Origin of the sequence: Oleisolibacter albus (assembly GCF_003336875.1) — a bacterium.
GTDB lineage: Bacteria > Pseudomonadota > Alphaproteobacteria > Azospirillales > Azospirillaceae > Niveispirillum > Niveispirillum album.
The window spans coordinates 117,443-140,693 of record NZ_QGNJ01000001.1; the positions used below are offsets into that span (position 1 = coordinate 117,443).

The window sequence follows — 23,251 nt, forward strand, 5'->3', positions numbered from 1 at the left end:
GCACCGGGTCCAGTCGATGGGCAGCGGCGCAGTGGCGGTACGCTGGAACCGGAGGAGGGGCCGATGCTGGGAGTCCTGCTGTTCGCGGTGGTGGCCTACCTTGTGGCGGGCTTCGGTCTGTTCGTGTTCCAGCGCCACATGGTGTTCCAGCCCGACCGCACCATCCAGGTTCCCGGCGACTGGCGGCTGCCGCAGTTCCGGGTGGTGACCGTCACCACGGCGGACGGGTTGGGCATCGATGGCTGGTACGCACCGGCAGCCGCCGACCGGCCGACCGTGGTGCTGTTCCATGGCAGTGGCGGGCATCTGGGCCTGCGTGAGGGCAGGGCGCGGGTGCTGCAGCAGGCCGGATTCGGTGTGCTGCTGGCGGGATATCGCGGCTATGCCGGCAATCCCGGCTGGCCCAGCGAAAAGGGGCTTTATGCCGACGCGCGGGCGGCCCTGGACTTCCTGGTGGGGCAGGGTGTGTCGGGGCGCCGGCTGGTGCTGTACGGGGAAAGTCTGGGCTGTGCCGTGGCTGTGCAGATGGCATCGGAACGGCGTGTGGGCGCCGTGATCCTGGAAACACCCTTCACCCGGTTGGCCGAGGTGGTGCGCCGCCTGCTGCCCCTGTTCCCCGTGGCCCTGTTGCTGCGCGACCGCTTCGACCTGTTGTCCGCCGTGGGCGGCATCCAGGTTCCGCTGCTGCTGCTGCATGGGGAGAGGGACCGGATGGTGCCGGTGCGGTTGGGACGCGCCGTCTTCGCCGCCGCCAGCCAGCCCAAGCAGGCCGTCTGGCTGGCCCAGGCCGGCCACACCGACATGGTGGCCCATGGCGCGCTGGAGGCGGTCCTGGGCTTCCTCAACCGGCTGGGCAAGCCGGTGCCGGTGCCGCCGCCGACGCTGGAGCAGCCGCGGACCGGCCGGGGGCGGGCGCTGGTGCCGCGCTGACGCGGTGGGCCAGCAGGGCCAGCGCCGCCGGCGTATCGGCGTCCAACAGGATGCCATCCTCTGCCATCGCAACCTCGCAGACGGCGTCCGCATGGGCGTGCAGCAGGGCGCGCGCGCCGGCATCGCCCTCCAGCGCCAGCATCTCCGCGACATAGCGGCGGTCCCACAGCACCGGATTGCCGCGGTGCCCGTCATGGGTGGGCACGCAGATGGAGCGCCCTTCGGCCGGCGACCAGGCGGCGATCAGCCGGTCCAGCACCGGCGCCCCGACCAGGGGCATGTCGCCCAGAAGCACCAGGACGCCGTCCATGTCCGGCGGCAGTGCGGCCAGACCGGCTTTCAGCGAGGCGCTCATCCCGGCGGCATGATCCTCGGCCTGCACCAGCCGCACCGGCCGCGATCCCAGGGCGGCGCGCACATCGGCGGCCTCATGGCCGGTGACCACCAGGACCGCGGCCGCCTGCGACGTCAGGGCCGCATCGACGGCATGGGTCAGCAAGGGCCGTCCGTCCAGCGGTTCCAGCAGCTTGTTGCGGCCCAGCCGGCGGGAGTGGCCGGCGGCCAGGACCAGCGCGGCGATCCGGGGGAAGCGGGCTGCGACCTCCGCCCGCGGCTGCGGCCGGTCCGGGATTTCGGCCAGAAGCCCGCCGACGCCCATGGCCGTCAGTTCGGCCCGGCCGACCGGCAGGCCGGCGGCCAGCCTTTGCAGGACCCAGTCCACCCCGTTGAGCGTCGGCGAGCGGGCGCAGCCGGGCAGGCCCAGTACCGGCAGTTCACCTAATCGGCCCAGCAGCAGCAGATTGCCGGGGTCCACCGGCATGCCGAAGTGCAGGATGTCGCCGCCGGCCGCGGCCAGCCCCGCCGGCAGCACGTCGCGCCGGTCGGTGATGGCCGAGGCGCCGATGACCAGCAGCAGATCGCATCCCGCGTCGCGCAACGCCGCCAGTGCCGCTGCGACGGCGTCGGCGCTGTGGGGCACCCGCCGCTCCGCCACTAGGCTGGCGCCGACGGCGGCGAGGCGCCGCGCCGTGACGCTGACCGCCTTCTCCTGCACGCTGCTCTTCAGGCCGGGCAACAGCGTCTGCACCAGCCCGGCGCGGCAGCCACGCCAGCCGGCCACGCGCAGCGGTGGCGCCCCGATCATTAGTTCCGCCGCCGAAATGATCTCGACAGGAACTGAGAAGGGGATGATCTTGACCGTGGCCGCCATCTGGCCCGCCTTGACCGGGGCAAAGGGGGGCAGGGTGGCGACGGTGACGGACTCGTCCAGCCGGTTCAGGGCATCGATCCGCTCCCGGTCCAGATCCAGCAGGCCGTCCCGCGCCGCGTAGAAATTGACGCGCCCGGTGAAGGCGGCCGCCGCAGTCAGGCCGGGACCGGCCAGCAGGGCGGCGATGCGGCGGGCGGCCTCGTCCTCGCCCACATCCCCCGGTTCCAGCCGCGCCACGGTGACTGTGGTGACGCCGGCGGCCCGCAGCGCCGCCACATCGGCCGGCGACAGCACCCGGCCCTTGCGCAAGGCGGGCCGGTCCAGCGAATGCACAAGGATGGCGCCCATTGCTTCCGCCACGGGCACGGGGCCGAATCGCATCTCAGGTCCCCACCTTGGGGCCGCCGCGCAGCACCTGAACCATCTGCGCCAGGATCGACAGGGCGATCTCGGCCGGGGTGACGGCCCCCAGATCCAGCCCGACCGGCCCATGGATGCGGGCGAAGGCGCTGTCGTCGATACCGGCGGCGGCCAATCGCTCCCGCCGCTGGGCATGGGTCCTGCGGCTGCCCAGGGCCCCAACATAGAAGGACGGGCCGGCCAGGGCGGCGACCAGGGCCGGATCGTCCAGCTTGGGATCATGGGTCAGGGCCACCACGGCCGTGCGCGCGTCGGGCTTCAGGGCCGCCAGCGCTTCGTCCGGCCAGTCATGGTTCAGGGCGATGTCGGGAAAGCGCGCATCGCTGGCAAAGGCCCGGCGCGGATCGACCACGGTGACATCATAGCCGGCCAGCACCGCCATGGGCGCCAGCGATTGGGCGATGTGGACAGCGCCCACCAGGATCAGCCGCAGCGGCGGGTTCAGCACGGTGATGAAGAAACGCCCGTCATAGAATTCGACGATGCCGCTGCGGTCCAGCCGCATGGCCTCGCGCACCTGCGGCAGGAATTCCTCCTCCAGGGCGACGTCGCCCTCCTGGGCATCGGCATGGACCAGGGTCTGCAGGCCGGTCCCCAGATCGGTGACCAGGGCCACCGGGCGCTTGTCCGCCTGTGCCCGGCGCACGGCCTCGAACAGGCGCCGTTTCATCGCACCGGCTCCACATAGATCTCCACCTGTCCGCCGCAGGCCAGCCCCACCTCCCACGCCCGGTCGTTGCTGATGCCGAAGCGCAGCAGGCGCGGCTCGCCATCCGCCAGCACCGCCTGCGCCTCGTACACGACGGCGCCCTCGATGCAGCCGCCCGACACGGACCCCGCCATGGCCCCGTCGGCGGCGATGGCCATCAGGCTGCCGACAGGGCGGGGCGACGAGCCCCAGGTGGCGATGACGCTGGCCAGGGCCACCGGCCGGCCTTCGGCCAGCCAGATTGCGGCTTGCTCAAGAACTGTGGCGCTGTCGGCCGATAAAAGGCTCATGCCGTCTCCAGGAGGCGGGAGAATCATGGTGCGGGGCGGACCGTGGGGCGGTCGCAGGCTGCCGTCGCCCGGATCGAACCTGCGAAGATGTAGGCGATCCGCCCGCCGCCACAAGGGAGCATCAGCCCAGCGTGGTCAGCAGCACCATGACCAGCAGCACCACGACGATCAGGCTGACCCAGCCGAGCGGACCCAGGCCGCCGCCTTCGGGCGCAGCCACCGGTGCTTCGTCCTCCTCCAGCCGGTGATGCGGTTCGGCCAGCCGAGCCATGTCCGCAGCCCTGGTCCCGGCCAGATCGGGGCGTCCGGCCAGCGGCACCGAGGCGAAATCCGGCATGGCGGAGGAGGGAACCTCCGGCCGCGCCTCCATCTCCTCCGCCGTCTTCACCAGCAGTTCGGTTGCCGCCCCGTCCACATCGTCGTCGGCTGCCCCGGCCCCCGCGCCCGGCGCCAGAAGGGCGCCGAGATTGGCGCCGACGGTATCCGCCAGCCCATGGCAGAGGCCGGGGACATCGTCCAGGATGGCGGCCGGATCGGCCTGGTAGGACAGACGGGTGGAGTCCGCGCCATCGGCCGCCAACTGGATGGCGATGCGGGCCAGCATGGCCGCGGCCCCATCGGTATCATTCAACAGCGTGATCGTGCAGCGGCTGAGCGGCACCGGGTCGGACAGCACCAGCCGTCCGCGGAACGGGTGCTCCCCCTGGTCAGGCGGCAGCACGGTCAGGGCCAGTTCGACCGATGACAGGCGGCGAACGGAGAGGCAGCCGGGAATGGCGTGGCGCAGGATCTCGGGGTCGTGCAGCGCTGCCCAGACACGCTCCTGCGGGGCGGCGATGCGATAGGCGCCGGACATGGTCATAGCTGTTCCTCCAGTCTTTTCGTTGGCCGCGGGCAGCCTCCGCACCGCGGCGACGCCAGACAACGAAACAGCGCCACCACCGTTTCGGATGTCGGGACACCGGATAACAGTTTGGACGGGAACGGATGCACGCGCTTTGATCTGGATTGGCCGGGGCAGGGCGCTTCAACCCTGCCGTGCCATGTCCGGTGCAGCGACAGCGCCGTTGTCAGGACCGGCTGCGCTCCCCGCGGGGAGCGCTCCGTTAGGGACTGCTCCGCTCCTGGGCGAAGCGCACGGCCTCTTCGGCGGCTTTGAACAGGGCCTTGGCCTTGTTCACCGTCTCCTGATACTCGGCCTCCGGGTCGCTGTCGGCGACCACGCCGCCACCGGCCTGGACATGCATGGTGCCGTCCTTCACCACGGCGGTGCGCAGGGCGATACAGGTATCCATGGTGCCGTTTGCGGCGAAATAGCCGATACAGCCGCCATAGATGCCGCGCCGGGTCTTTTCCAGCTCGTCGATGATCTCCAAGGCGCGGATCTTCGGCGCACCCGAGACGGTCCCGGCCGGGAAACCCGCCACCAGCGCGTCGATGGCGGTGAAGCTCGGATCGACCCGCCCCTCCACGTTGGAGACGATGTGCATGACGTGGCTGTAATACTCGATGGTGAATTTCTCCGTCACCGTGACGGTGCCGGTCTGGGCCACGCGCCCCACATCGTTGCGGCCCAGGTCCAGCAGCATGAGATGCTCGGCCAGTTCCTTGGGATCAGACAGCAGGTCTGTGGCCAGTTCCTTGTCCTCGGCCGCATCCTTGCCGCGCTTGCGGGTGCCGGCGATGGGCCGGATGGTGACCGTGTTGTCGCGCAGACGCACCAGGATCTCGGGGCTGGAGCCGACCACGGCCAGATGTCCGAAATCCAGGAAGAACAGGAAAGGCGAAGGATTCAGCCGCCGCAGCGCCCGGTACAGCGCGAAGGGCGGCAGCGTGAAGGGCACGGAGAAACGCTGGCTCGGCACCACCTGGAAGATGTCGCCGGCACGGATGTACTCCTTGGCCCGCTCCACCAGGCGGTGATACTCGGCGCGGCTGGTGTTCGATTCCGGTGGCGGCAGTGGCGCCACATCCAGGGTCGTCTGCATGGCGGCCGGCACCGGCGCCTCCAGATCGGCCAGGGTCTCGGCCAGGCGCTGTCTGGCGGCGGCCAGAGCCGTTTCGGCGGACAGGTCCGGCGACGGGCGCACCGGGGTGACGATGGTCACCACATTCTCGATCCCGTCGAAGATCGCCATGATCGTCGGCCGGATCAGGATGGCGTCGTCCAGATTGAGCTGGTCTGGATTGCTGTCCGGCAGTGCTTCCATCAGCCGGACCATGTCATAGCCGAGATAGCCGAACAGGCCTGCCGACATGGGCGGCAGCCCGTCGGGCAGATCGATCCGCGATTCGTCCAGCAACGCCCCGAGCACCTGGAGCGGATGGCCCGGCTGCTGCTGGAAGCTGTCCGGGTCCGTGGCGGCGCTGCGGTTGATCTCGGCCTGGGACCCGCGGCAGCGCCAGATTAGATCCGGCTTCAGCCCGATCAGCGAATAGCGACCACGTACCGATCCGCCGGTCACCGACTCCAGAAGAAAGCTGTTCGGCCGTCCGCTCCCCAGCTTCAGCATGGCCGAAACGGGGGTGTCCAGGTCGCTGACCAGCCGCGTCCACACCACCTGCGGCTGCCCCGCCTGATAGCGTGCGGTGAAGGCGGCGTCGTCCGGGAAGCTGCGCACGGAACTTACTCCTGCGTGCGATACATGCTGTCGATCAGGGTGCGGTTGATCTTCACGCCATAGCGCGCCCGCAGCCCGTCCACATATTCGGCCAGCAGGTCGCCGGCGATGGTCTCGCTGGTGGTAGTGCGGATCTGCTCGACGCCGGCGGCATCGGCGGCGGGATCGGCGGCCACGACCTCGATCAGACGGGCGACGATCTGACCTGTGGGCATGTCACCCACGGCCACGGCGCCGGGGGCGGCGGCGAACAGTTCCTCCAGCGTGGCGGGCGGCAGCACGGCATTGTTGCGGCCGGCGCTGCGCAGCAGCGGTTCGGTCCGCGACAGGGTGGCGCCGGGCACGGCCTTGGCCGCGTCCGCGGGGGTCGTGCCGCCACGGATGGCGGCGGCGATCTCCTCCGCCTTGGCCTTGGCCGCCTGCTGGCGCTGTTCGGCGGTCCAGTCGGCCAGCACCTTGGCGCGCACGCTGTCCAGCGGGCTCAGCGCCGCCGGCTGCACCTCGTCCACATGCACGACGTAATAGCCCTGGCCACTGGCCGATTCGGTCATGGGGCTGGTCTGGCCTTCCTGGAGCGAGAAGGCCGTCTCGATCACCGGCTGGTCCACGCCCTGGACCGGGGTTCCAGCGGCAGTGCGGCCCTGGGCATCCACCTTCTCCAGCCGCAGCGACTTGGCGCCGAACTCCTTGGACACATCGGCCAGCGGGGTGCCGGCGGCAATGGCCTCGTCCATCTTGTTGGCCACATCGAACAGCTGGTCGGTGGCCTTCTCGCGGCGCAGCTGCTGGGCCAGCATGTCCTTGACCTGCTCGAAGCTCTGCTCCCCGCCGGGGCTGATGCCGGTCACGGTCACCACATGCCAGCCGAAATCAGTCTTGACCGGGCCGACCAGCCCGCCCTGGGCCGCGGCGAACACCGGCTCCTGCAACTCCGCGGGCAGATCCTCACGGGTCACGCCCTCCAGCGGGGCGGCGTCGATCTTGGCGGCCTTGGCCGCGGCATCGATGGTCTTGCCGCCCTTGACCGCATCGGCGGCCTTGGTGGCGGCGGCCTCGTCCGGGAATACGGCCTGGACCAGGGTGCGGTGTTCCTTGGTCACGAACTCGCTGCTGCGGGCGTCATAGGCCTGGTGCAGTTCCTCGTCCGTCACCGACACACCCGGCAGCAGATCGTCCGCCGTCAGTGTGGCCACCTGCACGGTGCGGTATTCCGGCAGGGTGTAGCGCACGGCCTTGTCCTGATGGAACTGGATCAGCGCCGCCTCATCCGGGGCGGCCGGCGCCGGCATGGACGCGGCCGGAACCGCGACGATGTCGAACACCCGCTTTTCGTTGCGGTAGCGGTACAGGGCCTGGGCCAGCGGCAGCGGCGTCGCCGTGCCGTTGGTGACGGCGCCGGCAATGAGATTGCGGGACAGGTCCTCGCGCATCTGCTCGACGAAGGTCTGCTCGGTCAGCCCGTTCTGGGCCAGAACCGCGCGCATGACATTGACGTCGAACTGGCCGAGCCCGTTCTGGAACGCCGGGAAGGTCCGGGCCTCGGCCACGACCTGCGCATCGGGGATGCGCACGCCCAGATCCTTGGCGGCCAGCGAGATCAGCGTACGCTGGATCATCTGCTCCAGCGCACGGTCGACCAGACCGAGCTGCCGGGCCTGGGCCTCGGTGAAGTCCGGCCCGAGCATGCGGCGCAGCCGGTTCATTTCGGACCGGAACTCGCGGTCGAGATCCTGGGGCGTCAGTTTGACGCTGCCGACTTCCGCTACGCCCCCTTGGACGCCGCGGGTAATGTCACCGATGCCCCAGATCGCGAAGCTGACGATCAGGACGAGGAACAGGATCTTGACGACCCAGGAGCCGGCGGTGCTGCGGAGGGACTGGAGCATGGAATCGGCAACGCACTTTTCAGAAAAGGCGCAGGAGCGCGCGGGCCTTTCCGGCGGTTTCCGGAAAGCGCGGCATCATAGTGACCGCATCCCCAGGGAGCAAGCCTGGGTGCCCCATGGAAATTGCGGTGGTGGGCTGCTACAGGGGGCATGGGGGCGGCAGCGCCGCCCGCGGTTCTGATCCCGGTTCTCAATACCCGGATCCGCAACGGATCCTTTGACCATCCATCTGAGAGGAGAGATCAACCATGGCCGGCCGTCGTTACCTGATCGCAGGCAACTGGAAAATGAATGGGCACCGCAGCGATGGCGTCGCCCTGGCGGCGGATCTGGCCCAGCGGCTGGCCGCGGCCGGAACGGTGCCGTTCGACATGCTGGTCTGCCCGCCGGCCACCCTGATCGCGCCGGTGGCCGACGTGGTGAAGGGGTCGCCGCTGGCCGTCGGCGGCCAGGACTGCCACACCGCCGTCAAGGGGGCCCACACCGGCGACATCGCCCCGGAGATGCTGGCCGATCTGGGCTGCACCGCCGTCATCGTCGGCCATTCCGAGCGCCGGCAGGACCATGACGAGACCGATTCCGTGGTCAAGGCCAAGGCCGCCGCCGCCCTGCGTGCCGGCCTGACCGCCGTCATCTGCGTCGGTGAGACGGAAGCCGAGCGCGATGGCGGCCGCGCCGAGGATGTGGTCGCCGAGCAGCTGACCGGCTCGATCCCGGCCGACGCGACGGCGGAGAACACCGTCATCGCCTATGAGCCGGTCTGGGCCATCGGCACCGGCCGGACCCCGACCACGGCCGACATAGCGGCCATGCACGCCAAGATCCGGTCCCACCTGCGTGGGCTCGTTGCAAATTCCGACGCGGTGCGCATTTTGTATGGCGGTTCGGTGAAGCCCTCCAACGCCGTCGAGATCATGGCCCTGGCCGATGTCGACGGGGCGCTGGTCGGTGGCGCCAGCCTCAAGGCGGACGACTTTTGGGCCATCGCCGCAAGTTGCCGCTAGCGCACCGACGGCCGACGGGTTAAACAACCGGCCGCGCGAACGACGTGACAACGTCCCGCCGGTTGCCTGGAAAGGTGGCCGGCGCGATGTTTTTTGGTTTGACCGATTTTCGCTTTGACGGACAGGCATAGGAACGAGTGCCATGGAGACAGTGCTTCTGGTCATCCACCTGCTGATCGCCGCCGCCCTGGTTGGCGTCGTGCTGATCCAGAAATCCGAAGGGGGTGGCCTGGGTCTGGGCGGCGGCACCATGGGCGGTCTGATGACCGCCCGCGGCAGCGCCAACCTTCTGACCCGCACCACGGCGATCCTGGCCGGCCTGTTCTTCTGCACCAGTCTGATCCTGGCGATCATGGCCAGCCATGGCCGCACCGCCTCATCGGTGTTCGACCAGACCGTTCCGGCCACGGCGCCGGCCGCTCCGGGTGCGGCCGCCCCGACCACCGATGCGCCGCCGGCCACGCCGGCCCAGCCGTCGGTTCCCGTCGGTCAGTAAACCGCCCAGGTCCCATCGTCTTCGGGGGAGAGGCGGCGTTTTCAGCCGCCTCTTTCCGTTAGGGCTTGAGCAACCGGTTTAGAGCATAGGTTCTCTGCAATGGGCCGACTGGCCCAATCCATAGGGCATGACGTAGGGTAGGGTTCCATGACGCGCTTCATCTTCATCACCGGCGGCGTGGTTTCGTCCCTGGGCAAGGGACTGGCTTCGGCAGCGCTCGGTGCCCTGCTGCAGGCCCGCGGCTTCAAGGTCCGCCTGCGCAAGCTGGACCCCTATCTCAACGTCGATCCGGGCACCATGAGCCCGTATCAGCACGGCGAGGTCTATGTCACCGACGACGGGGCCGAGACCGACCTGGATCTGGGCCATTACGAGCGCTTCACCGGCGTGCCGACGCGCAAGTCGGACAACATCACCACCGGCCGCATCTATTCCAACGTCATCGCCAAGGAACGCCGCGGCGACTATCTCGGCGCCACGGTCCAGGTGATCCCGCACATCACCGACGCCATCAAGGAATTCATCGCCGCCGACCTGACGGACGAGGATTTCTGCCTGTGCGAGGTGGGCGGCACCGTCGGCGATATCGAATCGCTGCCGTTCCTGGAGGCCATCCGCCAGTTCGGCAACGATGTCGGGCCGGAGCGGGCGCTGTTCTGCCACGTCACCCTGCTGCCCTACATTCCGGCCGCCGGTGAGCTGAAGACCAAGCCGACCCAGCATTCCGTGAAGGAACTGCTGTCGGTGGGCATCCAGCCGCAGATGCTGCTGTGCCGCGCCGACCGCCCGATTCCCGAGAACGAGAAGCGCAAGATCGCCCTGTTCTGCAACGTGGCCAAGGAGCGGGTCATTTCCGCCCTGGACGTGGACACCATCTATCAGGTGCCGATCAGCTATCACGAGCAGGGCTTCGACAGCGAAGTGCTGAAGTATTTCGGCCTGCCGGTCACCGGCGAGCCGGATCTGGGCCGCTGGGAGGAGATCGTCCGCCGGGTGCGCAACCCGGAAGGCGAGGTCACCATCGCCGTGGTCGGCAAGTACACCAGCCTGCTGGACGCCTACAAGTCGCTGGGCGAGGCGCTGACCCATGGCGGCATCGCCAACAACGTCAAGGTCAAGCTGGACTGGCTCGACGCCGAGATCTTCGAGACCGATGGCGCCGTCCACCGGCTGGAGGGGGTGCATGGCATCCTGGTGCCGGGCGGATTCGGTGAGCGCGGGACCGAGGGCAAGATCAAGGCGGCCGAGTTCGCCCGCACCCACAACATCCCCTATTTCGGCATCTGCTTCGGCATGCAGATGGCGGTGATCGAAGCCTCGCGCCATCTGGCCGGGCTGGATCACGCCGGTTCCAGCGAGTTCGGCAATCCCGATCCGGCCGTGGTCGGCCTGATGACCGAATGGGTGCGCGGCAACCAGATGGAGAAGCGCGAAGCCGGCGGCGATCTGGGCGGCACCATGCGCCTGGGGGCCTACAGCTGCCATCTGCTGCCCGGCACCAAGGTGCGGGAGATCTATGGCAGTGACGAGATCCAGGAGCGGCACCGCCACCGCTACGAGGTCAACATCAACTTCCGCCAGAAGCTGGAGACGGTGGGGCTGAAATTCTCCGGCCTGTCGCCCGATGGCGTGCTGCCGGAGATCGTCGAGGTGCCCGGGCATCCCTGGTTCATCGGCGTGCAGTTCCATCCCGAGCTGAAGTCCAAGCCGTTCGAGCCGCACCCGCTGTTCACCAGCTTCATCCGCGCCGCCATCGAGCAGAGCCGGCTGGTCTGAGACAGGTCATCCGCCGGGGGAGCACAGGCTCCCCCGGTCTGTTTTGCGTCACGGCCGACGCTGTCGTCCGGATCATGCCGCCACAGGGTCTGAGGAAAGCCATCCATGCCCCGCACCGTCACCGTCGGACCGCTGTCCATCGCCAATGACAAGCCCTTCGTGCTGATCGCCGGGCCGTGCCAGCTGGAATCACGCCAGCATGCGCTGGAGATGTCGTCGGCCCTGGTCGAGCTGACGCGCCGGCTGGGCATCGGGCTGATCTACAAGACCAGCTTCGACAAGGCCAACCGCACGTCGGTTTCGGCGCAGCGGGGCCTGGGCATGGACAAGTCGCTGCCGATCCTGGCCGAGATCCGCGAGACCTTCGGCTGCCCCGTGCTGACCGATGTGCATACGGCCGAGCAGTGCGCGCCTGTGGCCGCGGCCGTGGATGTGCTGCAGATCCCGGCCTTCCTCTGCCGGCAGACCGATCTGCTGCTGGCCGCCGGTGAGACCGGGCGGCCGGTCAATGTCAAGAAGGGCCAGTTCCTGGCCCCCTGGGACATGAAGAACGTGGCGGCCAAGATCGCCAGCACCGGGAACGAGAACATCCTGCTGTGCGAGCGTGGGGCCAGCTTCGGCTACAACACGCTGGTCAGCGACATGCGCTCGCTGCCGATCATGGCCCAGACCGGCTATCCAGTGGTGTTCGACGCCACCCACAGCGTGCAGCAGCCGGGCGGGCAGGGCAGCAGCAGCGGCGGCCAGCGCGAATTCGTGCCGGTTCTGGCCCGCGCCGCCGTGGCCATCGGCGTGGCGGCGGTGTTCATGGAGACGCACCAGGACCCGGACAAGGCCCCCAGCGACGGCCCCAACATGGTGCCGCTGCGCGCGATGGAGTCGGTTCTGTCCACCCTTGTGGCCCTGGACCGTATTGCCAAGGCGTCCCCGCTGGCGCTCTGATGGTCCGTCATTTATGACCTGACCCTCCGGTCAGGTCGCCCTTTGTGCGGCGTCTTGCCAAGCTGAGGCGTGATACCGACAGGCGCGTCCCGTTCATGCGGGACGCGTTTTGCCATGGCAGCTTTTGAGATGGGAACTCTCCGGTGAATGTCCCCAAGATCGGTTCCGCCGTTCCGCGGCGGGGAAATGCCCTGTCCCGCTGGATCGGGCGGACCATCCTGCGCCTCGGCGGCTGGCGCTTCGAGGGGGAGGTGCCGGACGTGCCCCGATTCATCTGCATCGGTGCGCCGCACAGTTCCAACTGGGATTTCCTAGTGGTCATGGGCGGCATCCTGGCGCTTGGCATCCGCATGTCGATCATGGGCAAGCACACGCTGCTGAAGGGGCCCTTGGGGCCGTTCATGCGCTGGTGCGGCGTCATTCCGGTCGACCGCCGCGCCGCCCACGGGATCGTGGGCGAGTGCATCCAGGCCTTCAGGACGATGCCGCAGCTGACCATGGCCATCGCCGCCGAAGGCAGCCGCACGCCCGGCGCCCACTGGAAGAGCGGCTTCTGGCATATCGGCCTTCAGGCCCAGGTTCCGGTGCTGCCCTGCGCCCTGGACTATGGCACCCGCCGAATCCGGTTCGGTGAGAGTTTCGTGCCCACGCCGGACCTCGCCGCCGACCTCGAGCGGCTGAACCGCTTCTATCTGGGCACCCGGGGCGCCCGGCGCACCATCGACCGCCCGATTACGGTGAAGGAACTCCCCCGGGCGGCTGAATGACGCGCTGACGGATTAACCTCTTTTGGGTTAATGATAGCGCTGCAGGGAACGCCGTCCGCGGCGATGTATCTGCTTCGATACTTGCCGCTGACATGCGACAAGGCTATCCGGTAGCTTACAGCTTCCCACCCAGAGGCCTGCCAAAGAGGAAGAGCGCCAATGTCCGCCATTATCGACATCCATGCCCGGGAAATCCTGGACAGCCGCGGCAATCCCACCGTCGAGGTCGAGGTTCGGCTCGAAAGCGGCGCCTTCGGCCGCGCGGCCGTTCCGTCGGGCGCGTCCACCGGCGCCCATGAGGCCGTCGAGCTGCGCGACGGCGACAAGAGCCGCTTCGGTGGCAAGGGCGTGCTGAAGGCCGTCGAGGCCGTCAACGGCGAAATCGCCGATGCCCTGACCGGTCTGGAGTCCACCGAGCAGGTGGCCCTGGACGCCGCCATGATCGAGCTGGACGGCACCCCGAACAAGGGCCGCCTGGGCGCCAATGCCATCCTCGGCGTCTCCCTGGCTGTGGCCAAGGCCAGCGCCGACGAGCTGGATCTGCCGCTGTACCGCTATGTCGGCGGTGCCAATGCCCGCATCCTGCCGGTGCCGATGATGAACATCATCAACGGCGGCGCCCATGCCGACAATCCCATCGACATCCAGGAATTCATGGTGATGCCGGTGGGCGCCGAGACCTGCGCCGACGCCATCCGCATGGGTGCGGAGATCTTCCACACCCTGAAGAAGAAGCTGCACGATGCCGGCCACAACACCGCCGTCGGCGACGAGGGCGGCTTCGCCCCGAACCTGAAGTCCACCACCGAAGCCCTGGACTTCATCATGAAGGCCGTCGAGGGCGCCGGCTACACCCCGGGCGAGGACGTGCTGCTGGCCCTGGATGCCGCCTCCACCGAGTTCTTCAAGGACGGCAAGTACAATCTGGCCGGTGAAGGCAAGGTGCTGGACTCCGACGCCATGGTCCAGTACTGGGCCGACCTGATCGGCCGCTATCCCATCGTCTCCGTCGAGGACGGCATGGCCGAGGATGACTGGCAGGGCTGGAAGACTCTGACCGACGCCATCGGCAGCAAGTGCCAGTTGGTCGGCGATGATCTGTTCGTCACCAACCCGGTCCGTCTGTCCGACGGCATCGCCAAGGGCGTGGCCAACTCCATCCTGGTCAAGGTCAACCAGATCGGTACCCTGACCGAGACGCTGGAAGCCGTCCGCATCGCCCAGAACGCCGGCTACACCGCCGTTCTGTCGCACCGCTCGGGCGAGACCGAGGACAGCACCATCGCCGATCTGGCGGTGGCCACCAACTGCGGTCAGATCAAGACCGGCTCGCTGTCGCGCTCCGACCGGATCGCCAAGTACAACCAGTTGATTCGCATCGAGGAGCAGCTGGGGGCCGCCCGCCTGTTCCCCGGCCGCCGGGCGATCAAGCACGCCTGATGGTTTTGTGCCCCATTGGGGGCATTAGTGGGGGTTTACCCCAAGATGTTGAGGGCGGTCCCGGCGGGCCGCCCTCTTTTCTTAACGCCGCAAGTATCGTGCGCGTGATCTTTGTCGGGGGGAACACTTTTCCTTTGACCCGACTCTGAGACGCGTGATTCCATGCCCCCCATGTTCAGCGCCTTCACCATACGCACCTTCACCGGCCGGCTGCTCCGCCAGATCGTGGGGCCGGTGCTGGGCATGTCCGTGGTCGCCTACTTCGCCTATCACACGGTGCAGGGGGATCGCGGGCTGATGGCGCTCACGCACCTGCAGGGTGAAGTTGCCGATGCGGAGCAGGTGCTGGCCAAGATCCGGGCCGAGCGCGAAGAGATGGAGCATCGCACCCGTCTGCTGCGGCCGGACAATCTTGATCTCGACATGCTGGAAGAACGGGCCCGCGTGGTGCTGAACAAATCGCACCCGGACGAGCTGGTGGTCTTCCTTCCGGGCAGGGCGGCCCCGCTTGGAACGCAGGGCGCCCCGGCCAGCGGCCGGTGAGGCGTCGATAAGTCGCTGAAAACGCAATAGTTAACCGGAAATAGGTTAATCTGAAATTTCGCTGCAAAAACAGTATGTTGCACTGCACACTCCTTGCAAAGCCCCTGGGGCGGCTGTAGGTCTAGCGCACGACATCGCAGCGCATTATCGCGCATGCAGCGTGTTCATGCCGATCCTGGCATGCCTCACCTTGGGAGGAGCCTGTGGCCATTCCGAAGCGCCGCGCCAAGTCCGCGGCCCCTGAAGCCCCGACTCTGCCGAGCTCCGACGAGCTCATTCGTTACTACCGTGAGATGCTGCTGATCCGCCGCTTCGAGGAGAAGGCGGGACAGATGTACGGCATGGGTCTGATCGGTGGCTTCTGCCATCTCTATATCGGCCAGGAAGCCGTGGTCGTCGGCGTGCAGTCCGCCATGGACAGCCGTGACAGCGTTATCACCAGCTATCGCGACCACGGCCACATGCTGGCCTGTGGCATGGACGCCAAGGGCGTCATGGCCGAGCTGACCGGCCGCCGTGGGGGCTACTCCAAGGGCAAGGGCGGCTCGATGCACATGTTCAGCCGCGAGAAGAAGTTCTATGGCGGCCATGGTATCGTCGGCGCCCAGGTGCCGATCGGCGCCGGCCTGGGCTTCGCCCACAAGTACAGCAAGGATGGCGGCTTCAATGCCTGCTATTTCGGCGACGGCGCCGTGAACCAGGGCCAGGTCTACGAGACCTTCAACATGGCCGCGCTCTGGAAGCTGCCGGTGCTGTTCATCATCGAGAACAACAAGTACGCCATGGGCACGGCCCAGGCGCGGTCCTCGGCCGGTGAACTGTACCAGCGCGGCAGCGCCTACGGCATCCCCGGCCGCCAGGTCAACGGCATGGACGTCCTTGACGTGCGCGCCGCGGCACTGGAGGCGGTGGAGCATATCCGCGACGGCAACGGTCCGGTCATCCTGGAGATGAAGACCTACCGCTACCGCGGCCACTCCATGTCGGACCCGGCCAAGTACCGGACCAAGGAAGAGGTCAACAAGATGCGGTCGGAGAGCGACCCCATCGACAACCTCAAGAAGCTGCTGCTGGAGCAGGGCATCGCCGACGAGGAGGCGTTGAAGGTCGTTGACCGCGAGGTCAAGGACATCGTCACCGAGGCGGCCGAATTCGCCACCCAGAGCCCCGAGCCCGATCCGTCCGAGCTGTGGACGGACGTGCTGGTCGAATCCTGACGCCTGCCGTCGATCCGGAGGGAATGATATGCCCGTACAGGTCCTGATGCCGGCCCTGTCGCCGACCATGACGGAAGGCAAGCTGGCCAAGTGGCTGAAGAAGGAAGGCGACGCCGTGAAGAGCGGCGACGTGCTGGCCGAGATCGAAACCGACAAGGCGACCATGGAGGTCGAGGCGGTCGATGAAGGCACGCTTCTGAAGATCCTGGTGCCCGAGGGCACCGAGAACGTTGCCGTCAACACCCCCATCGCCAGCATCGGCGAAGAGGGAGAGAGCGCCGAGACGGCTCCGGCCCCCGCCGCCGCCAAGTCGGTCGAGCTGAAGCACGACGTGACGGTCTCCACCCCGTCCACCCCCGCCCCGGTGCCGGCCCAGGCCAAGGCCCCGGAAACGGACGAGGACAAGTACTTCAAGGACGTGAAGACCCAGACCGTGCGCGAAGCCCTGCGCGACGCCATGGCCGAGGAGATGCGCCGCGATCCCACCGTCTTCCTCATGGGTGAGGAGGTCGCGGAGTACCAGGGCGCCTACAAGATCTCCCAGGGTCTGCTGCAGGAGTTCGGGGCCGAGCGCGTCATCGACACGCCGATCACCGAGCATGGTTTCGCCGGCCTGGCCGTCGGCGCCGCCTTCGGCGGTCTGCGCCCCATCGTCGAGTTCATGACCATGAACTTCTCGATGCAGGCCATCGACCACATCATCAACTCCGCCGCCAAGACGCTGTACATGTCGGGCGGCCAGATGGGCTGTCCCATCGTGTTCCGCGGCCCCAACGGCGCCGCGGCCCGCGTGGGTGCGCAGCACAGCCAGGATTACGCCTCCTGGTACGGCCATGTGCCGGGCCTGAAGGTGGTGGCGCCCTACAGCGCCGCCGACGCCAAGGGCCTGCTGAAGGCGGCGATCCGGGACCCGAACCCGGTGGTGTTCCTGGAGAACGAGATCGTCTACGGCCACAGCTTCCCGGTGCCGACCGATCCGGACTTCATTGTTCCGATCGGCAAGGCCAAGGTGGTGCGCGCCGGTACCGACGTCACCATCGTCACCTACTCGATCTGCGTGGCCCATGCCCTGGCCGCGGCCGAGCAGCTGGCGGAACAGGGGATCAGCGCCGAGGTCATCGACCTGCGCACCATCCGCCCGCTGGATGTGGACACGGTCATGGCCAGCGTGAAGAAGACCAACCGTCTGGTCGCGGTGGAAGAGGGCTGGGCCTTCGCCGGCATCGGCTCCGAGCTGGCGGCGCTGGCCATGGAACGGGCCTTCGACTATCTCGATGCCCCGGTGGTCCGCGTCACCGCCAAGGATGTGCCGCTGCCCTATGCGGCCAACCTGGAAAAGCTGGCGCTGCCGCAGCCGCATGACATCGTCGAGGCGGTCAAGTCCGTCACCTACCGCAAATAAGGCAAAGGGGCTTCTGATATGCCGATCGAAATCCTGATGCCCGCCCTGTCGCCCACCATGACCGAGGGCAAGCTCTCGAAGTGGGTGAAGAAGGAAGGCGACGCGGTGAAGTCCGGCGATGTCATCGCCGAGATCGAAACCGACAAGGCCACCATGGAAGTGGAGGCCGTGGACGAGGGCACGCTGGGCAAGATCCTGGTGGCCGAAGGGAGCGAGGGCGTGGCGGTGAACACCCCCATCGCCGTCATCCTGGAGGAGGGCGAGGACGCCTCCGCCATCGGTACGCCCAAGGCGGCTCCGACGCCCCGTGAAGGGGCGTCCGGTCCGGCCGATGCGGCGGTGGCGCCGAAGCCGGGTGAGACCGCGACCGGTCCGGTCGGCGGCGCCAGCCCGAGCCTGCCGCAGGCAGCCGAGCCGGCGGCCCGGCCCGCGGCCCAGACGTCGGGTGACCGCGTCTTCGCCAGCCCGCTGGCCCGCCGCATGGCGGAGCAGAGCGGTCTGGACCTGTCCGGCATCGCCGGCAGCGGTCCCAACGGCCGCGTCGTCAAGGCCGACATCGAGGCGGCCCTGAAGGGCGGTGCGGCGAAGCCGGCGCCCAAGGCCGCGGCGCCCGCCGCGGCACCGGCAGCGGCCCCCGCCGCAGCACCGAAGGGCATCGACGCCAAGGTGCTGGCCGACAAGCTGGGCATGAAGTACCAGGTCCTGCCCAACACCGGCATGCGCAAGACCATCGCCAAGCGCCTGACCGAGGCCTGGCAGACCATCCCGCATTTCGGCCTGACCGTGGATGTGGAGATCGATCGTCTGCTGGCGCTGCGGTCGGAGCTGAACGAGCGGTCCGGCGAGAAGATCTCGGTCAACGACTTCGTGGTGAAGGCGGTGGCCGTGGCTCTGCGCAGGTTCCCGGCGGCCAACGTGTCCTGGCACGAGGACGGCATCCTCCAGTACGAGGATGTGGATGTCTCCGTGGCCGTGGCCACCGATGGCGGCCTGATCACCCCGATCGTGAAGCGGGCGGACCAGAAGGGCCTGTCCACCCTCTCGGCCGAGGTGAAGGAACTGGCCAGGAAGGCCAAGGACGGCAAGCTGAAGCCGGAAGAGTTCCAGGGCGGCACCTTCTCGGTGTCGAACCTGGGCATGTTCGGCATCAAGGGCTTCACCTCCATCATCAACCCGCCGCAGGCCTGCATCCTGTCGGTCGGCGCCGGTGAGAAGCGGCCGGTGGTGAAGGGCGACGCCCTGGCCATCGCCACGGTGATGACCCTGACGCTGACCGTCGACCATCGTGCGGTCGATGGCGCCGTCGGCGCCCAGTACCTCAAGCTGCTGAAGGGTCTGCTGGAAGACCCGATCACGCTGATGCTGTAAGAGCCCGTCGGGGTTCACGGGACGCGCCTCCCGGCCTGCACAGGTCGGGGGCGCAACCGCCCTCGATGCGGCCTCTCTTCGAATTTCACAGTTGCTGAAACGTCGGGCGCGCGGCCCCGTGCCCCGGCTTTCGCCGGGATGACGGAAAGGACCGGACACGGTTGAGGCCTTGCCTCCCGCTCCCGCCCCCGGCGCCCCGACACTGCCAAGGAAAGCGACAATCATGGCCGATACTGAGTTCGACCTTATCGTCATCGGCGCCGGCCCCGGCGGCTATGTCGCCGCCATCCGCGCCGCCCAACTCGGCATGAAGGCGGCCGTGGTGGAGCGCGAGCATCTCGGCGGCATCTGCCTGAACTGGGGCTGCATCCCGACCAAGGCGCTGCTGCGCTCGGCCGAGATCGCGCATTACATCCAGCATGCCAAGGATTACGGCATCACCGTCAACGGCACGGTGACCCTGGACACCGCCGCCATCGTCAAGCGCTCGCGCGGCGTGGCCGGCCAGCTGTCGGCCGGCGTCAAGGGCCTGCTGAAGAAGAACAAGGTCACCGTCATCGACGGCACCGCCACGCTGAAGGGCAAGGGCCGGCTGGACGTCAAGGCCAAGGACGGCCAGACCACCAATTACGGGGCCAAGCACATCATCATCGCCACCGGCGCCCGCGCCCGCGTGCTGCCCGGCCTGGAGCCGGACGGCAAGCTGGTCTGGACCTACAGGGAGGCCATGGTCCCGGAGACGATGCCGAAGAGCCTGCTGGTCATCGGCACCGGCGCCATCGGCGTGGAGTTCGCCAGCTTCTACCGCACCATGGGGGCGGAGGTGACGCTGGTCGAGGTGCTGGACCGCATCCTGCCGGTGGAGGATGAGGAGATCAGCGCCCTGGCCGCCAAGGCCTTCACCAAGCAGGGCATCAAGATCAAGACCAGCGCCAAGGTCGTGAAGCTGGACCGTCACGCCGACAGCGTCACCGCCCATATCGAGGTGGGCGGCAAGGTCGAGCAGGTCACCGTGGACCGGGTCATCTCCGCCGTCGGCATCACCGGCAATGTGGAGAATATCGGCCTGGAGAACACCAAGGTGAAGGTGGAGCGCGGCCACATCGTCACCGACAAGTATCTGCGCACCGACGAGCCGGGCGTCTATGCCATCGGCGACGTCTGCGGCGCCCCCTGGCTGGCGCACAAGGCCAGCCACGAAGGCGTGCTGTGCGTGGAGAAGATCGCCGGCGTGCCGGGCGTCCACCCCATGGATGTCCGCAACATCCCGGGCTGCACCTATTCCATGCCGCAGGTGGCCAGTGTCGGCCTGACCGAAGCCAAGGCCAAGGCCGCCGGCCACGAGGTCCGCGTCGGCCGCTTCCCCTTCATCGGCAACGGCAAGGCCATTGCGCTCGGTGAGCCGGAAGGTCTGGTCAAGACCGTGTTCGACGCCAAGACCGGCGAGCTGCTGGGGGCCCACATGATCGGCGCCGAGGTGACGGAGCTGATCCAGGGCTATACGGTCGCCAAGACCATGGAGACCACGGAAGCGGAACTGATGCACACCATCTTCCCGCATCCGACCCTGTCGGAAATGATGCATGAATCGGTGCTGGCCGCCTTCGGTCGCGCCATCCACTACTAAGGGGACAGGGCCATGCGGGGGAGGGACGTCCGGGGAGGCCGGATCGCCGGGCGGCTCGCCCTGCTGGCTGCTGGTCTGCTGCTGCTGACGGGGCTTGGCTGGGCGCCGGCTCCGTTCAGCGTGATCGATCATCTGCGGGTTCCCTTCACCGCGGGCGCGCTGCTGCTGCTGCTGCTGTCGGCCCTGCTGCGCAGCTGGCCGGGGGTGCTGCTGGCATCGCTGGCGGCGGCGATCAACCTGGCCGTGGTGGCGCCCCATCTGTCCCTGGGCGGCCCGGCGCCGGCCGCGGCCGACATCAGGCTGGTCCACAGCAACATCTGGAACCGGAATGCGGACCCGGCCCGGATCGCCACCATGCTCCAGCAGGAGCAGCCCGACGTCGCTGTGCTGCTGGAGGTCAACGATCCCGGCAGGGATGCCTGGCTGAAGCCGCTGGAAACCCTGTTTCCCTTCCGCGCCACCTGTGGCGATGCCGGCTGCGGCGTGCTGATCCTGTCGCGCTGGCCGCTGGAGCGGCTGGAGACCGGCGGGAGTGTCGCCGGGCATCTGGGCTATGTCGCGGCCCGCATCGACCGGCCGGCCGGCGCCTTCACCCTGGCCGGGGTGCATCTGCCCCAGCCGTTCCGGGCGGAGAGCCAGGCCGAGGCTGCCCGTTGGGTCGCTGCGCGGTTGCAGGCCTTGCCGGGGCCTGTGGTGCTGACCGGGGATTTCAATGCCGCGCCCTGGTCGGGCCTGATGGCGGATTTCGCCGCCGCCAGCGGTCTGCACCGGCTGGCGCCGACCCAGACGACCTGGCCGGTCTGGCTGGGACCGTTCGGCATTCCCATCGACCATGTGTTCGGATCGACCGGTGTTTCGGCCGAGGCACGGGCGCTGGGGAATGTGGGATCGGATCATCGGCCCGTTGCGGCCTCCATCCGGTTGCCCGACCCCTGAGGGATGACAACGTCCTGTTCGCTCCAGTCGCTTCGACAAGCGTGTCTGCACGGCGCCGCGCCACCGGTCCGGTCCATCGGCGTTGCGCTGAAAGCGGGGGAGGGTGGCGGAATGCCTCCCTTGGTTCCGCCGTCGGCACGGCCTATGTTTCGCACGTCCAATCAAGGTGCTGCGCCATGTCCACTGAGAAAGATCGCGTCCGCCATCCCGAAAAGGCAAACCGGCCGGACAACCCGATCCAGCGCAAGCCGCAATGGCTGCGCGTCCCGGCTCCCACCAGCCGGGAATATGGCGAGACCCGCGACCTCATGCGTGGCCTGAAGCTGCACACGGTCTGCGAGGAGGCGGCCTGCCCCAATATCGGGGAGTGCTGGAAGAAGAAGCACGCCACCTTCATGATCCTGGGGGCCATCTGCACCCGCGCCTGCGCCTTCTGCAATGTCGCCACCGGCAAGCCGCTGGCGCTGGACCCGCACGAGCCGGAGAAAGTGGCCGAGGCCGTGGGCGGCCTCAATCTCGAGCATGTGGTCATCACCTCGGTGGACCGCGACGATCTGCCGGACGGCGGCGCCGACCATTTCGCCCGCACCATCACCGCCATCCGCAAGACGGCACCGAACACCACCATCGAGATCCTGACCCCGGACTTCATGCGCAAGCCCGGCGCCATCGAGCATGTGGCCAAGGCGCGTCCGGACGTGTTCAACCACAATCTCGAGACGGTGCCGCGGCTGTACCCGTCGATCCGGCCCGGCGCCCGTTACTTCACCTCGCTGCAGCTGTTGTCCCGGGTGAAGGAGGTCGATCCGTCGATCTTCACCAAGTCCGGCATCATGGTCGGTCTGGGCGAGACGCGCGAGGAGGTGGGGCAGGTCATGGACGATCTGCGCTCGGCCGACGTGGATTTCCTCACCATCGGCCAGTATCTGGCACCGACGCCGAAGCATGCGCCGGTGGACCGGTTCGTGACGCCGGAGGAATTCGCCAGCTACGCCACGCTGGCGCGCGGCAAGGGCTTCCTGATGGTGTCCAGCTCGCCGCTGACCCGCAGCTCCTATCACGCCGGCAGCGACTTCCGGAAATTGCGCGAAGCGCGCGAGGCCAAGCTGGCGGGGCGGCCGCTCCCCGTCGTCGAGGCCGTTCCGGCTGAATAACCGCCGGCCGCAGGAGAGTCATGCCGACCCACGCCGAAAAGCGAGTGCTCCCCTACACGCCGGAACAGCTGTTCCGGCTTGTGGCCGATGTGGAGCGATATCCGGAATTCCTGCCCTGGGCCGTGGCCTGCCGCATCCGGCGGCGGGAGGGGAACATCCTCTGGGCCGATCTCGTCATCGGCTTCAAGATGATCCGGGAGCGCTTCACCAGCAAGGTGACGCTGGACGAGCCGGGCCTGCGCATCCATGTGGAGTATGTGGAAGGACCGTTCCACTATCTCAACAACCACTGGATCTTCCTGCCGCATCCCGATGGCTGCGTCGTCGATTTCCATGTGGATTTCGAATTCCGCAACAAGGTGCTGCAGACCATCATCGGCGCCCTGTTCAATGAGGCGGTGAAGCGCATGGTCGCCGCCTTTGAAACCCGGGCCCACAAGCTCTATGGCACCCCCCGTCTGGGGGGCGTGGCCAAGCCGGCGCTGTGAGGCCACGCGCCGGGCGGTTTCCTTG

At 68.0% G+C, this 23,251-nt stretch carries 21 protein-coding genes; 15 read left to right on the forward strand and 6 right to left on the reverse strand.

All coding sequences use genetic code 11. The features are described 5' to 3' along the window. The first annotated feature begins 63 nt into the window (after positions 1 to 63). On the forward strand, positions 64 to 930 hold the full coding sequence (locus DK368_RS00600) for an alpha/beta hydrolase (protein WP_114391611.1): 867 nt from the start codon (positions 64 to 66) through the stop codon (positions 928 to 930). On the opposite strand, the gene DK368_RS00605 is transcribed toward DK368_RS00600, so the two are convergent. The 6 genes from DK368_RS00605 to DK368_RS00630 form a co-directional block, all read right to left on the reverse strand. Next, positions 842 to 2,521 carry an NTP transferase domain-containing protein gene (locus tag DK368_RS00605; protein ID WP_114391612.1) on the reverse strand — a complete coding sequence of 560 codons (1,680 nt, stop codon included), beginning with the start codon at positions 2,519 to 2,521 and terminating at the stop codon, positions 842 to 844. The two genes, DK368_RS00600 and DK368_RS00605, sit on opposite strands and share 89 nt — an antisense overlap. A 1-nt stretch (position 2,522) precedes the next feature. Next, on the reverse strand, positions 2,523 to 3,230 hold the full coding sequence (locus DK368_RS00610) for an XdhC family protein (RefSeq protein ID WP_114391613.1): 708 nt from the start codon (positions 3,228 to 3,230) through the stop codon (positions 2,523 to 2,525). Next, a complete protein-coding gene (locus DK368_RS00615; protein ID WP_114391614.1) occupies positions 3,227 to 3,559 on the reverse strand; it encodes an XdhC family protein in 333 nt (110 codons plus the stop codon). Before DK368_RS00615 ends, DK368_RS00610 begins: the two co-directional genes overlap by 4 nt. Positions 3,560 to 3,680: 121 nt before the next feature. After that, the gene (locus tag DK368_RS00620; protein WP_114391615.1) at positions 3,681 to 4,421 is read right to left on the reverse strand and encodes an SRPBCC domain-containing protein; all 741 of its coding nucleotides are present in this window, start codon (positions 4,419 to 4,421) and stop codon (positions 3,681 to 3,683) included. Positions 4,422 to 4,665: 244 nt separating this feature from the next. Next, entirely contained in the window at positions 4,666 to 6,180 is a 1,515-nt protein-coding gene (trpE, locus tag DK368_RS00625; RefSeq protein WP_114391616.1) for an anthranilate synthase component I, read from the reverse strand. 5 nt (positions 6,181 to 6,185) lie between these two features. Beyond that, the gene (locus DK368_RS00630; RefSeq protein ID WP_114391617.1) at positions 6,186 to 8,066 is read right to left on the reverse strand and encodes a peptidylprolyl isomerase; all 1,881 of its coding nucleotides are present in this window, start codon (positions 8,064 to 8,066) and stop codon (positions 6,186 to 6,188) included. Between the two features lie 248 nt (positions 8,067 to 8,314). Between DK368_RS00630 and tpiA the strand changes: the two genes are divergently transcribed. The 14 genes from tpiA (at position 8,315) to DK368_RS00700 (ending at position 23,226) form a co-directional block, all read left to right on the forward strand. Next, positions 8,315 to 9,070 (forward strand): triose-phosphate isomerase, encoded by a 756-nt coding sequence (gene tpiA, locus DK368_RS00635; protein WP_114391618.1) that lies wholly within the window; start codon positions 8,315 to 8,317, stop codon positions 9,068 to 9,070. Positions 9,071 to 9,212: 142 nt separating this feature from the next. Then, positions 9,213 to 9,566: a preprotein translocase subunit SecG gene (gene secG / locus DK368_RS00640; RefSeq protein WP_114391619.1), complete on the forward strand. Its 354-nt coding sequence runs from the start codon at positions 9,213 to 9,215 to the stop codon at positions 9,564 to 9,566. A gap of 147 nt (positions 9,567 to 9,713) precedes the next feature. Then, positions 9,714 to 11,342: a CTP synthase gene (locus tag DK368_RS00645; RefSeq protein ID WP_114391620.1), complete on the forward strand. Its 1,629-nt coding sequence runs from the start codon at positions 9,714 to 9,716 to the stop codon at positions 11,340 to 11,342. A 105-nt stretch (positions 11,343 to 11,447) separates the two neighbouring features. Then, entirely contained in the window at positions 11,448 to 12,284 is an 837-nt protein-coding gene (gene kdsA, locus DK368_RS00650) for a 3-deoxy-8-phosphooctulonate synthase (protein WP_114391621.1), read from the forward strand. 143 nt (positions 12,285 to 12,427) lie between these two features. Next, complete coding sequence (locus tag DK368_RS00655; protein ID WP_114391622.1) at positions 12,428 to 13,051, forward strand: lysophospholipid acyltransferase family protein; 624 nt, start codon at positions 12,428 to 12,430, stop codon at positions 13,049 to 13,051. Between the two features lie 159 nt (positions 13,052 to 13,210). Further along, on the forward strand, positions 13,211 to 14,491 hold the full coding sequence (gene eno / locus DK368_RS00660) for a phosphopyruvate hydratase (protein WP_114391623.1): 1,281 nt from the start codon (positions 13,211 to 13,213) through the stop codon (positions 14,489 to 14,491). Between the two features lie 162 nt (positions 14,492 to 14,653). Next, complete coding sequence (locus tag DK368_RS00665) at positions 14,654 to 15,034, forward strand: FtsB family cell division protein (protein ID WP_338045683.1); 381 nt, start codon at positions 14,654 to 14,656, stop codon at positions 15,032 to 15,034. Positions 15,035 to 15,237: 203 nt separating this feature from the next. After that, entirely contained in the window at positions 15,238 to 16,251 is a 1,014-nt protein-coding gene (gene pdhA / locus DK368_RS00670) for a pyruvate dehydrogenase (acetyl-transferring) E1 component subunit alpha (protein WP_114391624.1), read from the forward strand. Between the two features lie 28 nt (positions 16,252 to 16,279). Continuing rightward, complete coding sequence (locus DK368_RS00675) at positions 16,280 to 17,653, forward strand: pyruvate dehydrogenase complex E1 component subunit beta (RefSeq protein WP_114391625.1); 1,374 nt, start codon at positions 16,280 to 16,282, stop codon at positions 17,651 to 17,653. Between the two features lie 18 nt (positions 17,654 to 17,671). Then, positions 17,672 to 19,021 (forward strand): pyruvate dehydrogenase complex dihydrolipoamide acetyltransferase, encoded by a 1,350-nt coding sequence (locus DK368_RS00680; RefSeq protein ID WP_114391626.1) that lies wholly within the window; start codon positions 17,672 to 17,674, stop codon positions 19,019 to 19,021. 223 nt (positions 19,022 to 19,244) lie between these two features. After that, the gene (gene lpdA, locus DK368_RS00685; protein WP_114391627.1) at positions 19,245 to 20,648 is read left to right on the forward strand and encodes a dihydrolipoyl dehydrogenase; all 1,404 of its coding nucleotides are present in this window, start codon (positions 19,245 to 19,247) and stop codon (positions 20,646 to 20,648) included. 12 nt (positions 20,649 to 20,660) lie between these two features. Further along, positions 20,661 to 21,584, forward strand: a complete 924-nt coding sequence (locus DK368_RS00690) for an endonuclease/exonuclease/phosphatase family protein (RefSeq protein WP_114391628.1) — start codon at positions 20,661 to 20,663, stop codon at positions 21,582 to 21,584. 176 nt (positions 21,585 to 21,760) lie between these two features. Next, on the forward strand, positions 21,761 to 22,738 hold the full coding sequence (lipA, locus tag DK368_RS00695; protein ID WP_114391629.1) for a lipoyl synthase: 978 nt from the start codon (positions 21,761 to 21,763) through the stop codon (positions 22,736 to 22,738). Between the two features lie 20 nt (positions 22,739 to 22,758). Next, positions 22,759 to 23,226, forward strand: coding sequence for a type II toxin-antitoxin system RatA family toxin (locus DK368_RS00700; protein ID WP_114391630.1), 468 nt, complete (start codon positions 22,759 to 22,761; stop codon positions 23,224 to 23,226). Positions 23,227 to 23,251: the final 25 nt, after the last annotated feature.

What these genes read in the sequence shown, in the direction of transcription:
- DK368_RS00600 (WP_114391611.1), top strand. Translation starts at nt 64, where the DNA reads ATGCTGGGAGTCCTGCTGTTCGCGGTGGTGGCCTACCTTGTGGCGGGC.
- DK368_RS00605 (WP_114391612.1), bottom strand. Translation starts at nt 2,521, where the DNA reads ATGCGATTCGGCCCCGTGCCCGTGGCGGAAGCAATGGGCGCCATCCTT.
- DK368_RS00610 (WP_114391613.1), bottom strand. Translation starts at nt 3,230, where the DNA reads ATGAAACGGCGCCTGTTCGAGGCCGTGCGCCGGGCACAGGCGGACAAG.
- DK368_RS00615 (WP_114391614.1), bottom strand. Translation starts at nt 3,559, where the DNA reads ATGAGCCTTTTATCGGCCGACAGCGCCACAGTTCTTGAGCAAGCCGCA.
- DK368_RS00620 (WP_114391615.1), bottom strand. Translation starts at nt 4,421, where the DNA reads ATGACCATGTCCGGCGCCTATCGCATCGCCGCCCCGCAGGAGCGTGTC.
- DK368_RS00630 (WP_114391617.1), bottom strand. Translation starts at nt 8,066, where the DNA reads ATGCTCCAGTCCCTCCGCAGCACCGCCGGCTCCTGGGTCGTCAAGATC.
- tpiA (WP_114391618.1), top strand. Translation starts at nt 8,315, where the DNA reads ATGGCCGGCCGTCGTTACCTGATCGCAGGCAACTGGAAAATGAATGGG.
- secG (WP_114391619.1), top strand. Translation starts at nt 9,213, where the DNA reads ATGGAGACAGTGCTTCTGGTCATCCACCTGCTGATCGCCGCCGCCCTG.
- DK368_RS00645 (WP_114391620.1), top strand. Translation starts at nt 9,714, where the DNA reads ATGACGCGCTTCATCTTCATCACCGGCGGCGTGGTTTCGTCCCTGGGC.
- kdsA (WP_114391621.1), top strand. Translation starts at nt 11,448, where the DNA reads ATGCCCCGCACCGTCACCGTCGGACCGCTGTCCATCGCCAATGACAAG.
- eno (WP_114391623.1), top strand. Translation starts at nt 13,211, where the DNA reads ATGTCCGCCATTATCGACATCCATGCCCGGGAAATCCTGGACAGCCGC.
- DK368_RS00665 (WP_338045683.1), top strand. Translation starts at nt 14,654, where the DNA reads ATGCCCCCCATGTTCAGCGCCTTCACCATACGCACCTTCACCGGCCGG.
- DK368_RS00675 (WP_114391625.1), top strand. Translation starts at nt 16,280, where the DNA reads ATGCCCGTACAGGTCCTGATGCCGGCCCTGTCGCCGACCATGACGGAA.
- DK368_RS00680 (WP_114391626.1), top strand. Translation starts at nt 17,672, where the DNA reads ATGCCGATCGAAATCCTGATGCCCGCCCTGTCGCCCACCATGACCGAG.
- lpdA (WP_114391627.1), top strand. Translation starts at nt 19,245, where the DNA reads ATGGCCGATACTGAGTTCGACCTTATCGTCATCGGCGCCGGCCCCGGC.
- DK368_RS00690 (WP_114391628.1), top strand. Translation starts at nt 20,661, where the DNA reads ATGCGGGGGAGGGACGTCCGGGGAGGCCGGATCGCCGGGCGGCTCGCC.
- lipA (WP_114391629.1), top strand. Translation starts at nt 21,761, where the DNA reads ATGTCCACTGAGAAAGATCGCGTCCGCCATCCCGAAAAGGCAAACCGG.
- DK368_RS00700 (WP_114391630.1), top strand. Translation starts at nt 22,759, where the DNA reads ATGCCGACCCACGCCGAAAAGCGAGTGCTCCCCTACACGCCGGAACAG.